Consider the following 15,832-nt stretch of genomic DNA (forward strand, 5'->3'; position numbering starts at 1 on the left):
TACAGTTGCCCGATGCGTAAGCTTATAGGGTCTACGCATTGGTGCAATTTATTGAATTTTAGTGGTTTTGTAGGCCGGATAAGGCGTCACGCCGCATCCGGCGAAGATTTACTTACCCAACCGATGCCCCTCATTCATCATCAGGATTTTGCTATACACATCTTCCTCGACGGCGTTTTTTGCTGATGCCATCACCCGTGCCAGATTCGCCTCGTTGTGATTATTCACATACGCTTTGCCGACTGCGGTGATAAACGCTTTGCGCAGATCGCTGGCGATATTCACTTTAGCGACGCGATAATTAACGAAACTGCGTAATATCTCCGGGGCGATACCGGAGCCGCCGTGAATAACCAGCGGCACCGGGCTGACTTCGGCAATGCGCTTCAGCAGGGGGATATCGATCCGCGGTATATCGTCCAGGCCATGAACGTTACCAATAGAAACTGCCAGCATGTCGCAACCGGTGCGTTCGACAAAGGTCTTCACCTTTTCCGGTTCCGTTTTGCAATCGGCTTCGCTGACGTGATCGTCTTCTTTGCCGAGAATCGCCCCCAGCTCCGCTTCAACCGGTACGCCATAGGATTTACAGAAATCGACAGCTTCCTGGGTGAAAGCGATATTCTCTTCAAAAGAGAATGCGGCACCGTCAATCATGACCGAGGTAAAGCCCGCGCGCACCGCCTGTTTAACATCCTCCTGAGTTTTCCCGTGATCAAGATGAAGACTGACCGGAACATCCATTTTATCAGCGTGACGTTTCACGATTTCATAAATGTAATCGTATCCCGACAGTTGTGCATTGGTGGGCGCAATCTGAATGAAGTTGGGTAATCCTGAACGCTCAATGGCGTTTAAAATTGAAATCGTTGTCTCCAGATTGGTGGTATTAAATGCGCCCGCTAATACCCGTTTTTCCTGAATGCGGTCGAGCAGTATCCGTCCATTAACTAATGGCATATTGAAAACCTCATCTTTTAATATCAGTTAATTATTCAGCTTCACCGAAGCGGTCGCGAAATAAGGTAGTGAGAGTTTGTATTGCCTCGTTTTCATCATCACCTTCGCAGCGTATTTCCACCGTTTTTCCGCCTTTTATTCCGGCGCGCATAATATTCATCATGCTGGTGGCATTAATATCATTACCTTCATAGTGCAGCGTCACTTTACAGCTATATTTTTTGGCGGCTTTCGCCAGACAGGCCGCCGGACGTGCATGCAGGCCAGTACTGTTTCTGACTTCCACGGTTTTACTCAACATAGTGCTCCTCCCGATGATGTAATGGCATCACGCCTTCTTGCTGTAATTTCAACTGATACCAGCTTTTCCATTTGTGCTGATAACGCTGTAATTGATGGTATCTCGCCCGATTCGGTAACAAACGTTGGGCTATGGTGACTTGCGGCGGTGGAATATCCGGTGCGGCGGTTAATAATGCTCCGACAGAAACCGCCTCGTTAAATGCAATTGCTTCAACCGGACGCTGTAAAATATCCGCCTTTAATTGCAGCCAAAGGGGATTATGGGTTGCCGGACCTATCACTTTTAACGCGCTGGTGCCGGGCACATTAAAACAGGCGAAGCAGTTGGCAAATTCCATGGTTAATCCCAGTGAGACGCTGGCAATTAACATATCGATATTTAACGTATCGCCAAGCCCATAAAATAATCCTCGGGTATGGCGATTTTTATAGGGCGAACCCGAACCGCGAAGATGCGGAATAAAAACGGGAATGTCATCAAGCGACCAGTTCCCCGCCAGATAATCCGCATACCCACGATTGAGCGACACGGCGATCTCCTCATCGGTTAGCCGGAACGTGTTACGCAGCCACTCCAGCGCGAAACCGCCCACGGGCAGAGAAGCAAACAGGGTGAACTGGTTGGCAAGCGAGTAACAGCCGTTTGCCAGCTTGTCACGTTTGGCCTGTTCATCCAGCGTCGGTTGTGTATCCAGTTGCAGAATGCCTTCCGTGGTGCCCGTCGAGTTAAGGATATCGCCCGGCATCATCTGCAACGCCCGCGCACCCACCATATGGTCATGTCCGGCCAGCGTCACGCTGACCGATTGCGAGAACCCAAGCGTTTTACAGAGCGACTCACTGACCCATCCGGCGTGTTCGCCTGGCTGCACCAATGGCGCAAATGCTGAACAGGGAACGTGTAACAACGCCGCCGCTTTCGCTGACCATTCGCCTTTGCGCACGTCCAGGCACAGTGTACGGCTGGCTAAGGTGATATCCGTTCGCTGTTCGCCAGTCAGCCGCCAGAGCAGCACTTCCGGTGCATGTAGCCAGCGCAGGCCGCGACGATTGCGCAGCGGATAATGCTCCAGCAACCAACGCATTTTGAAGGCAGAGTAATTGCTGTGCAGTGGTAACCCGCAAATGTCATAAAGTGCCGCACTGTCTGCCTCGCTAAGCGTTGCCAGATACTCTTCACCGCGACGGTCATACCATGCCAGCATTGGCGTCAGGATCTCGCCATGTTCGTCAAGAAACACCCCTGACTCGCCAAAACTGGCAATGCTTATCCGCCTGACCGGCAGCGGCGAAGCGGCGTTCAGTTGCGCTATCGCCTGGCGGACCTCCTGCCAGAGGGCGTCGATATCGAAATCGACATCGCCCTGTGGGGAGATCTGCTTTGCCGTCACGAATTTATGCGCGCCCAACGTCGTTGCGTCCAGGCAGGAAAAGCAGGTGACTTTGCAATTGGTGGTGCCAATATCGATAACGATAGCTGCGCTGTTATCAGGCATAAACCGTGCTCCGCGTCATTCGGAAAATGCCATACAGTACCAGGGCGATAACCGGCACCAGACCAATGGCGATGATATTGCCGTTGAAGATTTCCAGCAGCCAGAAGCGGAACGGGTTACCGCCATCAAGGAAACTGGAAACCTGGCCGCTGGAGCCTTCGGCAAATTTGAAGTTAACGTCTTTCGCCATGCCGGTAATAAACGGTGCGATTTTAGTCGCAATCCACAGGTCGGCAATAATCACCGGGATCGCCGCCAGAACGGTGCGGAAAATATTGCCACGGCTGGCTAAAGCAATCATCGACGCCATTACCGCCAGGTTGGCAAGGTCACCAAGCGGCAGGACTTCATTACCTGGGAGGACAAACGCGATAAAGACCGAGATTGGCGTCAGCAGCAGGGCGGTGGAGATAATCGCCGGGTTACCTACGGCAACGGCGATATCCAGGCCGATATAGAGATCGTCACGGTCAGGGTATTTGGCATTGAGATACTTTTTAATGGCTTCAGACAGCGGTAATAAACCTTCCATCAGGATGCGTACCATGCGTGGCAGGATGAACATCACACCGCCAATGCTGATGCCAAGCAGCAAGACTTTTTTGAAATCGTATCCGGCAATTACGCCGAGCAGAATGCCCAGAATAGTGCCAACCATCATCGGTTCGCCGAAGATGCCAAACTTTTTCTGTACGGTTTCCGGGTCGATATGAATACGATTGAGGCCGGGGATATGGTCGATGATTTTGTCGACCAACAGACCGACCGGAAAGAACACCACCGAAGAGAGCGTCGGCAAAGAGATCCCTTCCAGGCCAAAGTATTTTTGTACCAGTGGCGCAGACCAGTCGGCGAGTTTAAGTACTACCACCGCAGCAATCGCCGCTGCCAGCAAACCAAAGAACAGGCTGCCGGTGCTGTAATAAACCAGCGTACCGGCAAGGGCAAAATGCCAGTAGTTCCACATATCTACGTCAACGGTGCGGGTTTTATTTAACGCCAGCATCGCCACGTTAATCAGAATAGTCAGGGGAATAACAAACGGGGCAATTGGCGAACCCCATGTAATAGCGGAAAGCGGCGGCCAGCCTAAATCCACCACCGGTAAATTAATTCCGGTGCGTTCAACCATCGCCTGGGCCGCTGGCCCGACATTGCTGGTAAGAATATCGAAAATGGCATAAATACCGACAAAACCAATGCCGACCGTTAATGACGAACGTAAGGCTTTAGCGGGTTTTACTTTAAAAAAGAGAGCAAGAATAAATAACACCAACGGCAACATTACCGTGGGACCAAATCCCAATATATATTGCACAATATTATAGAGGGTATGCGCGATATCGTTCATAATAAACCTCTTTTTCAGGCGAGAGCGCACCTCGCGTTAGCGCCTGATGGAGTGGGTTGAAATTAATTATTATTAATTACTTTTTAAGGATCGAAACAATTTGCGCCAGTACTTTCTCTTCGCCAATACCGGTAATAATGGGTAAGCCGTTAACCACCGGCACGTCGAGTTCATAAGGCACTTTAGTCGTTGAAACAACCAGCGCTACGCCGTCGGTATTACCGGGTAAAGAGGCAACGTTGGTTTGGGAATAATTGACGTTAAGGCCGTGCTCTTTGCAATACTCCATGACTTTTTCTGTTACCGCCGTGGATGTGGCAATACCCGTGGCGCAGACAAATAAAATGGTTTGACTCATATTTCACCTCGTTCATTCATTTTGTTTAAGATTACTGTGTGTATTTTTGTTGTTTCCATTGTAAGCAAGGCTTGCATAAAGGGCGTATCCTGAATCATCTCCATAATCCAGCCCAGGGCATTTAATTGTTTGTTACTTTCGCTTAAGGCGAGCAAAAAAATCACCCTGACAGGCACGGGATCAGGGTCGCCGCCCATATCGGCAAACTCTACCGGCTCTGGCAAAATACCGACGGCAATTGCATTGTGCCTGACATGTTTATGGTCCGTGTGCGGAATGGCGACGCACGGCGGTTCGGTAGGCAGCCCCGTTGGGTACGTCGCTTCACGTTTCAGTACGTGATCGGCAAAATCAGGGACCACCAGCTCAGCAGCAACCAACGGTTGCGCTAACTGACGGATGATCTGTTCAACGCTTAACCCTGCCGGAAGTCGTTGAATATAATTTTCCTGAAACTGTATGCCTTGCATTTTATTCCTCATAAAAAAGTGTATTTAACTCAATTCCCGCCGTTGCAGCACGGTGCCCAGATAATATTTATTTCCTTTTAACCAGACGTTGCCAAACTCAACGGGTAACTCTCGGGAGAAAAAGACTAATTGCTCCAGATGCAAAACGGGTGCATCTTCACTGATATCTAAAAAATGACCGCGTTCATTACCAATTAATCGCGCGGCATAGCGACTTTCCGAGTAACGAATTTTTCTTTTCGACAAACTTTCTATTGTTGGAAATAAATTGTGTTGATTAAAATCGATTTCCACGATGCCGGGGCATAGCTCAATATTGATACGGTTCTCTATCAGCATCGCTTTTTCATCACCAATTGAACGTAAACGCTCAAGGTAAAGAATATCCTGACCGGGCGTTATTCTTAATTTCTCTGCCACATAACGATTAGCCGGTTCAATCCGTGACGTAATAACTTCAGTGGTAAAGTGTATTTTCTGGCTTTCCAGCGATTCCGCGAATGACAATAATCCTTCACCTAACGGATATGCCACGTTCTCTTTTTTGACAAATGTTCCCTTCCCCTGGACCTGTATCAACACGCCTTCTTTTACCAGTTGGGCGACCGCTTTTTTAACGGTTCCCCGGCTCACTTCCAGCATATCCATAATCTGGTATTCCGAAGGAATGCGATCGTCTTCCACCAGATCCCCGGTATAAATACTTTCTCTTATCCACTCCACCACTTGTTGATAGAGCGGTATTTGTGACGACTTACTTAATGATTTCATGGCGCGCACCTGAACATTTACAGTTGTCTATGGACAATCATGGACAACTTCAAGCGTATAGTAGGTGAACGGGAGAAAAAGAGGATCGAAGCGTCTCACATTTTGAGGGACCAAATCGTGATCAAAAAAATGTGACGTGAGTCGATATTTGTCAGAAGTTTACTGCGCCGTCAGGAAATAACGGCGCGTTGGTAGGTGTTAATCTTCCTTCGGCAAGCACTGCAAATGCCCGTGCCGCACGCCGCGCTGGGCGATGACGTCATCGGCAAAATGCTGCACGTCGCCCATGTCACCTTTCAACACGGCGATTTCCAGACAGTCGTCGTGATTAATGTGCACATGCAGAGTAGCAACTGAGAGATCGTGGTGATGATGCTGGGTGGAGACAATACGGCTGGCTAAGTCGCGTTTTTCGTGTTCATACACATACGACAGCACCGCGAAACCTTGTGTGCCGTGTTGTTGAGTGGCTTCCTGCGCCAGAGCGCTACGCAGAATATCGCGGATCGCCTCGGAACGGTTGTTATAACCACGACGCTGGCTCAGACTGTCCAGCGTCTCCAGTAAATCGTCATCAAGCGTGATGGTGACTCGTTGCATTTGCGTTAAACCTTTTCTGTGGTGCGACGGCGCACGGGGAATGCGGGTAATACCGCGTTTTGTAGCACACGTCCGGCGTCAGAGGAAAAGGTTAATTTATCTCCCACCACCTGGGTTTCGACGATTTGTCCGTTGTCCATCACCATCACCCGCTGACAGAAGCGTTCCACCAGGCGTAAGTCGTGGGTGATGAACAGGCAGGCGGTGCCAAACTGTTGTTGCAGCTTTTTCAGCAGGCGAATGACGCCCGCCTGTAACACGAGATCAAGGTTCGAAACCGCTTCATCCAGAATCAGCAGTTTCGGTTCGACCGCCAGCGCGCGAGCCAGGCAGACGCGCTGGAGCTGGCCGCCGCTTAACTGCGGTGGGCGTTTGTCGAGCACGCTGTCGTCGAGATCGACCGCCTTCAGCATTTCACTGGCGCGCGCCAGTTGTTCGGCTTTTTTCAGCGATAGCAGGTGGCGCATCGGTTCACGCAGGATCTCGCGCACGGTTTTGCGCGGATTCACGGCGCTGATGGAGTCCTGAAACACCATTTGAATATCACGGCGGAACGCTTTACGTTGCGCGCGATTGAGCTTCGCCAACGGTTCGCCGCGCCAGCTAATATTTCCCTGTGAGGGCGACTCTAACCCTACCAGCAGCCGCGCGAGGGTACTTTTTCCGCAGCCGCTGCGCCCCAGCAGGGCGACGGTTTCACCGCTTTTCAGGGCCAGGGAAACGTTATTCAGCACCGCCTGGTGTTGATGTTTGCCGCTAAATCCACCGTGCGCGTAGTGATGGGAAAGGTCGGAGACGTTAAGTAAAGTCATGATGCCAGCTCCATACCGTAGAGGGCGAGATGAGCGGAAACCAGGCTGCGCGTTACCGCATGTTTGGGGACGTTAAACAGCGTTTCTACATCGCCCTGTTCAACAATCTTACCGTGAGACATTACCGCCACATCGTCTGCCAGACGCGCTACCACGCCCATATCATGGGTAACCAGCAGCATTCCCGGTGCTTGTTTTTGCATAATGCTTTCCAGCAGATCGAGGATGCGCGCCTGTGCTACAACGTCGAGATCGGTGGTTGGTTCATCGGCGATGATAAACGGTGATTCGCACAGCACCGCCATCGCAATCATCATGCGCTGCAACATGCCGCCGCTCATCTCGAACGGGTAGAGCTTCAGCACGCGCGCGGCGTTTTCCAGCCCCACCGCTTCTATGGCAGCGGTAAGCGTAGCGTCATCGGCGGGTTTCCCCAGCGCCAGGCAGGTTTCACGCGCGTGGGTGTGCATGGTGTGCAGCGGATTAAAGGCACTGCGCGGGTTCTGCATGATGGTGGCAATTTTGATGCCGCGCAGGGCGCAGGGAGAAACCGGTTTTCCATCGGCCAAAATTTCCCCCGCCGTCTGGCGAACGCCAGCAGGCAGAATGCCCAGCGTCGCGGCGCAGGTCAGCGACTTCCCGCTGCCACTACCGCCGACTAACGCCAGCACACGCCCACGTTGCAGGGTTAACGATACGCCGTGCACCAGCGGCTGCGCGGCCTGTAGCGCGATATTACGGAGTTCAATCTGTTGTGGCATTAGTGTGCGTGCTCCGTCACCAGATGAGGGTCCAGATGATCGCGCAGTGCGTCACCCACCAGGTTAAAGGCCATCACGCTGATAAACAGCGCCAGCCCCGGCCAGAACATTTGCAGCGGCTGGGTCCAGATATACTGACGCGCGTCGTTAATCATCACGCCCCATTCGGCGGTCGGCGCGGTCACGCCGAGACCGAGGAAGGACATCCCCGCGACGTGTAGCATCATATGACCGATATCCAGCGTCGCCAGCACCAGCAGCGAGGGGATCACCGCACCTGCCAGATGATCAATAAACACCCGCACATGGCCCGCGCCAGAAAGCCGTGATGCCAGCACAAACTCGCGCTGGCGCAGTGAAATCACCAGGCTACGCACCATGCGTGCATACCACGCCCAGTGCGACAGGGCGATGGCTATAATCACATTGGTCAACCCGGTGCCGAGCACGCCGACCATAAAGAACGACAGAATCGAGGTTGGGAAGGTCATAAACATATCAGCGACGCGCATGGTGGCCTGATCAACGCGCCCGCCAATCAGCCCGGCGCTGCCGCCAATAATCAGCCCTAATATCAGCACCAACAGCAGGCAGGCCATTACCGAGCCGAGCGACACGCGGGTCGCTGCCATCAGCCGCGAGAAAATATCGCGCCCTAAATGATCGGTGCCCAGCCAGTGCTGCGCATCCGGCGAGAGCAGGCGCGACGGCAAATCAATAGCCTGAGGGTCATACGGCAGCCACCACTGGCTGGTGAGCGCAATCAGCGCCAGCAGGGCGATAATGATCAGCGCCAGGCGAACCGACCAGCGGGAGGAGAGGAAAAAGTTCACGCGTGCGCTCCTTCATGACGACGAATACGCGGGTCCAGCGCGGCGTTGAGCAAATCGACAATCAAATTACAGACCACAAAAACCACCACCATCATCAGCGTAAAGCACTGGATCACCGGATAGTCACGGTTAAAAATCGCCGACACCGCATAGCGCCCGACGCCCGGCCAGGCAAAGATGTTTTCGATAATCATCGTCCCGCCAATCAGTTCGCCAATGTGCATCCCCACGGCAGTGATCATCGGCAGCGAGGCATTGCGCAGAATATGGCGGCGTTCGGTCTGTTTGTCGCTCAGACCACGCAGTCGTGCCCAGGTGACGTGACGCTGACCGGCGACGTCCAGCATACTGGCGCGCAGCAAACGCGCGTTAATCGCCAGCGACATAAAGGCGATGGATACCGCAGGCAAAATGATGTGCTGCCAGCCGCCGTAACCCATCGCGGGTAGCCATTGCAGATACACCGAAAACGCCATCACCAGTAAAAACGCCAGCCAGAAGTTAGGCATCGACACGCCGAGAAACGCGATGAAACGGACGGCGAAATCCGGCAGACGATCGCGATGGCGCGCCGCCCAGATACCGAGCGGTACGGAGGTGAGCAGAATTAATACCAGCGCCGCACCTGCAAGTTCCAGCGTGGCGGGCAGGAAATTCAGCATATCGTCCAGCACCGGGCGTTGGCTGGCGAATGAGATACCAAAGTCAAGATGCAGCGCCTTCCACAACCAGGTGCCATACTGGACGTACAGCGGCTGATCCAGCCCCAGCATAGTTCGAGTAGAGGCCAGCATCTCCGGCGTCGGCGGCAGGTTAGATAAACGCAAATAATCAAGCGCCGGGTCGCCGGTGCCGAGGCGCAGCATCAAAAAAATGATCACCGAGGCGGCGAGCACCATCGGGATCAGCAGCAGAAAGCGGCGTAATACATAACGCAACATTAAGGTTTCACCGGTTTAATCTGTTCGAACGGGATTTCGGTGGCGATCGGCGCGTAGGGGATGTTACCCAGTTCCGGTTTTGAAACCACCATCATTGAGATGTAACTGATAGGCAGATAAACCGCCTCGTCATGCAGACGGGTCAGAATGTCGCGATACAGCGCCTGACGTTGCGTTTCGTCATGGGTCGCCAGCACTTCGCCGATCTCTTTATCAATCAGCGGCTTGTCGGCTAAACCTTGCTGTGCCTGGAAGTCAGCGTGCGACGGTACGCGCATTGAACTCAGGAAGGCGTGTGGATCGTATGGCGCGCCCCAGGTGCGGTGGAAAATCATGCCAAAACGACCGTCGCGCTGACGAGCATAGATACTGCTCTCTTCTTCGCCAATCAGCGAGACATCTGCGCCAATCTGGCGCATATCAGCCTGAATGATTTCCGCCATCGATTTGCTTAACGCATCGGTGCCGATGAACGACAGTTCAATGCGCAGCGGCTGACCATTTTTCTCGCGGATGTCTTTGCCTGCAGGCAGCGTCCAACCGGCTTTTTCCAGCAACGCTTTCGCTTTCTGCGGATCGTACTGGCGCGGTTTCAGGCCGAGGTTGGCGTAGGGCACAGAAGGGGCAAACAGGGTGTCGGCGACCTGCTGGGTACCATACAACGCGTTATCAATCAGCGATTTTTTGTTCACCGCGTAATTAAGAGCTTCACGGACTGCCAGCTCGTTGGTGGGGGCTTTGGCGGTATTGAGCGCCAGCATCACGGTTTCGATCGGCTGTGACAGTTGAGTGTGGTAAGCCGGGTTCTGGCTAAAGCGGGCGAAGGTATCGAGCGGTAATAACCCTTCGTTTCCGTACAGCAGGTCGATATCGCCAGTTTCAAACGCCACCGCGCGGGTAGTCGGGTCCGGGATCACGTTAAAGGTGATCTTTTTAATCGCCGGCTTTTCGCCCCAGTAGTTTTCGTTACGGACGAAGACATCGTACTGATTCAGTTTCGATTCCTGTAAAACCCACGGCCCGGTGCCAATCGGCGCTTTAATTCCGTTCATGGTTTCGTGGTTTTTAAACTGCGAGGGTGCGATAAAACGGAAAGGACGGGGCAGGGCCAGTTCTTGCAGGAAAGGATAGTAGGCGCTTTTCAGGGTGATTTGCAGCTCGTTTTTGCTGAGTGCTTTGACATCAACAATCTGGTTTGCCAGCTCCAGCCAGGCGTGACGTTGACGGTTATCGAGCACTGCACGGAAGTTTTCTGCCGCCGCCTCTGCATCAAACGGTTCGCCGTTGGAGAATTTCACGTCATCACGCAGGGTGAAGGTCCAGGTTTTACCATCTTCTGAATGAGTCCAGCTTTTTGCCAGCCACGGGATCACCGAACCGTCTGCCTGATATTTCACCAGCGGTTCATAAACCATGCTCTGGGCGAACATTTGGTTAGGCGTGTAAAGGTGCGGGTTTAGTGGCCCGACATTCACCGGCCAGGCGGTGGTGATTTCATCTGGTGCAGCGGCATGGACGATAAAAGACGCACAAGCCAGCAGCGCAAATAGAGTGCGGCGGAGTGTAGAGAACATGGTAACCCCAATGGATTAAAATAGATGGCGGAAATAAGTATGACGATTTTAAGTATTCGTCATACTGATTACCTGTTCTGGATCAATAGATGGGCAGTCGGGTGGGCGGATCAGTTAACTGAATCGATCCATTGCACACTGTCGGCGGTGAGCGTAAAGGGGGTAGGGGTGCAGATCGCCAGGCTTAAATTTTCTAGCTGACAATGGCTGACTGACAGCGAGGAGTTATAGGTGCTGTCTACGCTGACGATTTGCCAGGCGCTGCCGCCACGCTGTTTAACGATGGCTTCTTTGCGCGTCCAGATGCGCCAGAACATTTCCAGTTGCTGATCAGGATGCACGGCGTCCATCTCGGCATGTTCCCCAAGGCTGAATACGGCGTTCGCCAGCCAGCGCCAGTTGGCGCGCGGGCGAATCACTTCGATATCGCAGCCGACTTCGCCTTCATCGCTCAACAGCAGGGCGATATCGTCACCACTATGGCTTAAGTTGAACCATAGCGGCGTTTCCGGCGCGAATGCAGGTTTGCCTTGTTCGCCATAGATGATCTCCGGTAGCGGGGAAAGCGTGTGCGAAAGCAATGCACGCCCCGCCAGCCAGCGTTCACGTCGTGGACCTTGCGGTGCTTGCTCGCGTAAACCCGGTGGCAGAGGAGCTGCGCTTAAGGTCGAAACTTTCCCCAGAACTATCCGATACATATCAGGGCCAACGTTTAATGGAAAATGAAAGTGCGTATCGTAACACTTGTCGCCTCATCCCGGTAACCGACTTTTCGGTCTGCCTGGCCCCAGTAAAATCGCCAGTTTGCTGCCGCCTTTGGTGGTTTCCATCCAGATTTTACACACGCTGGTTAATGGCACCGAAAGTAGCATCCCTACCGGGCCGAGCAGCCATCCCCAAATTAACAATGAAAGAAATACCACCATGGTGGACATCCCCAGGCGATGGCCCATCATCCGTGGTTCTAAAATATTGCCGATGACCATATGGACCACTAAAAACAATGCGCCGACCAGAATACATTCGTAAATACCATTAAACAGCAGCACCTGAATCATTGGCGGTACGGCGGAAATTACCGCACCGATATTGGGCACGTAGTTGAGCAAAAACGCCAGTACTGCCCACATCAGCGCAAACTGCACCCCCATCAGCTCCAGCCCCAGCCAGACGATTATGCCTGTCCATAAACTGAGTAGCGTCTTTAACGCCAGATAATGCGAAACGCCTTTAAGTGCGCGGTGTAGTCCGGCGATGTGAATCTGTGGATTATTCAACGCGAAACGCATTTTGTAAGGGACGTGGCGCACTTCAAACAGCATAAAAACTACGGTCATCACCAGCAAAAGCACGCTCGCCATTGCCCCGGAAAGCCCGGTCATTAGCGCCGTGGTGAAGGTAACCACTTTTTCCGAGTCCATCCGCTGCAGTATTCGCTCCGGCGACATATGCAAATTAAGAAAAGGCAACATCTCCTGCAATTTAAAAAGTTTGCGCGTCAGCTCCTTATTAAACCTCGGCAGCATAGAGATAAATTCGTTAAACGATGCCGCCAGTACGCCGACCAGCGCGGTGAGTGCGATCAGCATCACCACAACCACAATCGTAATGGCAACGGGGCGTTGTACCCCCCGACGAATAAACCAGGTGACGAGCGGGTTGAGAACGATGGCAAAAAACAGCGCCAGTAATAGCTGCACAATGATATCTGCCGCTGCGTGAATGCCCGCGAGGATCACTACCAGCGAGGCCAACTTGAGCAGAATGTGCATGCCCGTTTTATCGGGTTGAGGGGTTTCCATTGGGGCTTCCTTGTGACTTTTTGTATTAAGTGTAGCGGGAGTCACGCCAGCAATATTCTGATTCTTACTGCTGATTTTCACGTCAGCACATGGTAAAAATGAAACACTGTTGTAAAAATGTGGTGATCCTCATGCCCGAACCCGTAGCCGAACCCGCGCTAAACGGATTGCGCCTGAATTTGCGCATTGTCTCCATTGTCATGTTTAACTTCGCCAGCTACCTTACCATCGGGTTGCCGCTCGCTGTATTACCGGGCTATGTCCATGATGTAATGGGATTTAGTGCATTCTGGGCAGGGTTGGTTATCAGCCTGCAATATTTTGCCACCTTGCTGAGCCGTCCTCATGCCGGACGTTACGCCGATTTACTGGGACCAAAAAAGATTGTCGTCTTCGGTTTATGCGGCTGCTTTTTGAGCGGTCTGGGATATCTGACGGCAGGATTAACCGCCAGTCTGCCCGTCATCAGCCTGTTATTACTGTGCCTGGGGCGCGTAATCCTTGGGATTGGACAAAGTTTTGCCGGAACGGGATCGACCCTGTGGGGTGTTGGCGTGGTTGGTTCGCTACATATCGGGCGGGTGATTTCGTGGAACGGTATTGTCACTTACGGGGCGATGGCGATGGGTGCGCCGTTAGGTGTCGTGTTTTATCACTGGGGCGGATTGCAGGCGTTAGCGTTAATCATTATGGGCGTGGCACTGGTGGCCATTTTGTTGGCGATCCCGCGTCCGACGGTAAAAGCCAGTAAAGGCAAACCGCTGCCGTTTCGTGCGGTGCTTGGGCGCGTCTGGCTGTACGGTATGGCGCTGGCACTGGCTTCCGCCGGATTTGGCGTTATCGCCACCTTTATCACGCTGTTTTATGACGCTAAAGGTTGGGACGGTGCGGCTTTCGCGCTGACGCTGTTTAGCTGTGCGTTTGTCGGTACGCGTTTGTTATTCCCTAACGGCATTAACCGTATCGGCGGCTTAAACGTGGCGATGATTTGCTTTAGCGTTGAGATAATCGGCCTGCTACTGGTTGGCGTGGCAACTATGCCGTGGATGGCGAAAATCGGCGTCTTACTGGCGGGGGCGGGGTTTTCGCTGGTGTTCCCTGCATTGGGCGTAGTGGCGGTAAAAGCGGTTCCGCAGCAAAATCAGGGGGCGGCGCTGGCAACTTACACCGTATTTATGGATTTATCGCTTGGCGTGACCGGACCACTGGCTGGGCTGGTGATGAGTTGGGCGGGCGTTCCGGTGATTTATCTGGCGGCGGCGGGACTGGTCGCAATCGCGTTATTACTGACGTGGCGATTAAAAAAACGGCCTCCGGTGGAAATACCTGAGGCCGCCTCATCATCTTAAAACTTACTGAATAACCAGCGTATTAATGATGTTTTCTGCGGTGGTCTGTGCTTTTTGCTGATTGTCAGCTGGCAGCGTAATTTGCATGGTTAGCAGTTGATTACCCACGTTACCCAGAATAACGGAAGAGTACGCCGTCTGGCCTTTCGCGGAGATAATGCTGTCTAACTGCTGCATTTTGTGACCTTTCAGCTCAATGGCTTTATTGGTTACCACTTGCAGCTGCGGATCGCGGCTACGTTGCTGATCTTCCAGACGCTTCGCCAGCACCGCCAGATCTTCTTTCGGATCATCGCCCATGATGACGATGACTGCTTTCTGCCCTGTGGCGTCGGACCAGACATGCATGTTATTGGCCTGCGTTCCCAGCTTACCGCTCTGGTCGGTCATATCCGCTGGCAGCGAGAAACTTAACTTGCCATCAAGCAGGTTGACGGGATTCCCGGTCGCGTTACTTTCTGCGACCGAACCCTGCGCCATAGCGTTAGTGTCTTTATCATCACAGGCCGCAAGCCCCATAACCAGCAGGCCAATTCCGACATATTTAACCAGATTGCGCATTGACTTCTTCCTTTCGATAAACGGCCATAACGGCTCATTCATCCATCTTATCACAACTCTGATAACGAACCTTTAACTCGCCTGCAAAGCGTTGATTTCGGATTTATCTGCCAGTCTTTTCAACAGCATATTGAGTAATACGCCATACATTGGCAGGAAGAAAACGATACTGATTAACACTTTGAAACAGTAATCGACCAGCGCGATTTCCATCCAGTGTTCAGCCATAAAGGCATCCGGGCTACGCCAGAAGGCAATGAAGAAGAAGGCCAGCGTGTCGCTGACGTTACCGAACAGTGTGGACGCTGTCGGTGCCAGCCACCAGTGACGACTCTGACGCAGGCGGTTAAAAACGTGCACGTCGAGGATCTGCCCCAGCGCGTAGGCCATGAAACTGGCGGTGGCGATACGGGCGACAAACAGGTTGAAGTGGGCGAGCGCGCCGAATCCTTGCCATGACCCCATATAAAACAGCGATGAGATGACGTAGGAGATCAGCAATGCGGGGATCATTACCGCAAAGATGATGCGACGAGCCAGCGGCGCGCCAAAAATACGCACGGTCAGGTCAGTAGCGAGAAAGATAAACGGAAAGCTAAACGCGCCCCAGGTGGTATGAAAACCAAAAATGGAGACCGGGAGCTGTACCAGATAGTTGCTGGAGGTGATCACCAGCAGATGAAATAGCGATAGCCAGAACAACGCCTTATAGCGTTGCGTTTGCGAGAAAACGTTCATATTGTACCTTTTTGATTAACCATTGGGGTGAGGGAACCCAATACGTACGACACGTCTGTTACCTTAACATAATAACGTGCTTACCCTTTTTTCGAGCCGCCGCATGATACTGCTTTACGTTGACAATGCAATGGTTAATTTTCACGCAATCG

The 15,832-nt window shown here is 52.6% G+C and carries 18 protein-coding genes; 1 reads left to right on the plus strand and 17 read right to left on the minus strand.

The window, feature by feature from the left end:
- Positions 1–108: 108 nt before the first annotated feature.
- From HBM92_RS01220 to HBM92_RS01290, 15 genes are all read right to left on the minus strand, one after another.
- Positions 109–960: a class II aldolase gene (locus HBM92_RS01220; protein WP_001131791.1), complete on the minus strand. Its 852-nt coding sequence runs from the start codon at positions 958–960 to the stop codon at positions 109–111.
- Positions 961–991: 31 nt separating this feature from the next.
- Positions 992–1,261 (minus strand): HPr family phosphocarrier protein, encoded by a 270-nt coding sequence (locus HBM92_RS01225; protein ID WP_000949581.1) that lies wholly within the window; start codon positions 1,259–1,261, stop codon positions 992–994.
- A complete protein-coding gene (locus HBM92_RS01230; RefSeq protein WP_001304939.1) occupies positions 1,251–2,759 on the minus strand; it encodes an FGGY-family carbohydrate kinase in 1,509 nt (502 codons plus the stop codon). Before HBM92_RS01230 ends, HBM92_RS01225 begins: the two co-directional genes overlap by 11 nt.
- Positions 2,752–4,110, minus strand: coding sequence for a PTS galactitol transporter subunit IIC (locus HBM92_RS01235; protein ID WP_001304938.1), 1,359 nt, complete (start codon positions 4,108–4,110; stop codon positions 2,752–2,754). The genes HBM92_RS01230 and HBM92_RS01235 overlap by 8 nt, the downstream gene beginning before the upstream one ends.
- Before the next feature lie 76 nt (positions 4,111–4,186).
- Positions 4,187–4,468 carry a PTS sugar transporter subunit IIB gene (locus HBM92_RS01240; RefSeq protein WP_000084021.1) on the minus strand — a complete coding sequence of 94 codons (282 nt, stop codon included), beginning with the start codon at positions 4,466–4,468 and terminating at the stop codon, positions 4,187–4,189.
- Positions 4,465–4,938 carry a PTS sugar transporter subunit IIA gene (locus tag HBM92_RS01245; protein WP_001443177.1) on the minus strand — a complete coding sequence of 158 codons (474 nt, stop codon included), beginning with the start codon at positions 4,936–4,938 and terminating at the stop codon, positions 4,465–4,467. Before HBM92_RS01245 ends, HBM92_RS01240 begins: the two co-directional genes overlap by 4 nt.
- A gap of 24 nt (positions 4,939–4,962) precedes the next feature.
- Positions 4,963–5,709 carry a GntR family transcriptional regulator gene (locus tag HBM92_RS01250; RefSeq protein ID WP_001304937.1) on the minus strand — a complete coding sequence of 249 codons (747 nt, stop codon included), beginning with the start codon at positions 5,707–5,709 and terminating at the stop codon, positions 4,963–4,965.
- A 198-nt stretch (positions 5,710–5,907) separates the two neighbouring features.
- Complete coding sequence (nikR, locus tag HBM92_RS01255) at positions 5,908–6,309, minus strand: nickel-responsive transcriptional regulator NikR (RefSeq protein WP_001190062.1); 402 nt, start codon at positions 6,307–6,309, stop codon at positions 5,908–5,910.
- Between the two features lie 5 nt (positions 6,310–6,314).
- A complete protein-coding gene (nikE, locus tag HBM92_RS01260) occupies positions 6,315–7,121 on the minus strand; it encodes a nickel import ATP-binding protein NikE (RefSeq protein WP_000173679.1) in 807 nt (268 codons plus the stop codon).
- On the minus strand, positions 7,118–7,882 hold the full coding sequence (gene nikD / locus HBM92_RS01265; RefSeq protein ID WP_001136233.1) for a nickel import ATP-binding protein NikD: 765 nt from the start codon (positions 7,880–7,882) through the stop codon (positions 7,118–7,120). Before nikD ends, nikE begins: the two co-directional genes overlap by 4 nt.
- The gene (gene nikC, locus HBM92_RS01270; RefSeq protein ID WP_001008953.1) at positions 7,882–8,715 is read right to left on the minus strand and encodes a nickel ABC transporter permease subunit NikC; all 834 of its coding nucleotides are present in this window, start codon (positions 8,713–8,715) and stop codon (positions 7,882–7,884) included. Before nikC ends, nikD begins: the two co-directional genes overlap by 1 nt.
- Entirely contained in the window at positions 8,712–9,656 is a 945-nt protein-coding gene (nikB, locus tag HBM92_RS01275; RefSeq protein WP_000947070.1) for a nickel ABC transporter permease subunit NikB, read from the minus strand. The genes nikC and nikB overlap by 4 nt, the downstream gene beginning before the upstream one ends.
- Positions 9,656–11,230: a nickel ABC transporter substrate-binding protein gene (gene nikA, locus HBM92_RS01280; protein ID WP_000493122.1), complete on the minus strand. Its 1,575-nt coding sequence runs from the start codon at positions 11,228–11,230 to the stop codon at positions 9,656–9,658. Before nikA ends, nikB begins: the two co-directional genes overlap by 1 nt.
- 110 nt (positions 11,231–11,340) lie before the next feature.
- Positions 11,341–11,928, minus strand: a complete 588-nt coding sequence (gene acpT, locus HBM92_RS01285) for a 4'-phosphopantetheinyl transferase AcpT (protein ID WP_000285789.1) — start codon at positions 11,926–11,928, stop codon at positions 11,341–11,343.
- A 54-nt stretch (positions 11,929–11,982) separates the two neighbouring features.
- Complete coding sequence (locus tag HBM92_RS01290; protein ID WP_001297987.1) at positions 11,983–13,032, minus strand: AI-2E family transporter; 1,050 nt, start codon at positions 13,030–13,032, stop codon at positions 11,983–11,985.
- Positions 13,033–13,130: 98 nt separating this feature from the next.
- Between HBM92_RS01290 and HBM92_RS01295 the strand changes: the two genes are divergently transcribed.
- The gene (locus tag HBM92_RS01295; RefSeq protein WP_001298004.1) at positions 13,131–14,381 is read left to right on the plus strand and encodes an MFS transporter; all 1,251 of its coding nucleotides are present in this window, start codon (positions 13,131–13,133) and stop codon (positions 14,379–14,381) included.
- Positions 14,382–14,384: 3 nt separating this feature from the next.
- Here the strand turns inward: HBM92_RS01295 and dcrB are convergent, their stop codons facing one another.
- Positions 14,385–14,942, minus strand: a complete 558-nt coding sequence (gene dcrB / locus HBM92_RS01300; RefSeq protein WP_001245284.1) for a phage sensitivity protein DcrB — start codon at positions 14,940–14,942, stop codon at positions 14,385–14,387.
- Positions 14,943–15,014: 72 nt separating this feature from the next.
- On the minus strand, positions 15,015–15,680 hold the full coding sequence (locus tag HBM92_RS01305; RefSeq protein WP_001100463.1) for a 7-cyano-7-deazaguanine/7-aminomethyl-7-deazaguanine transporter: 666 nt from the start codon (positions 15,678–15,680) through the stop codon (positions 15,015–15,017).
- Positions 15,681–15,832: the final 152 nt, after the last annotated feature.

The organism is Escherichia sp. E.sYA108 (assembly GCF_011754335.1).
Classification (GTDB): Bacteria; Pseudomonadota; Gammaproteobacteria; order Enterobacterales; family Enterobacteriaceae; genus Escherichia; species Escherichia coli.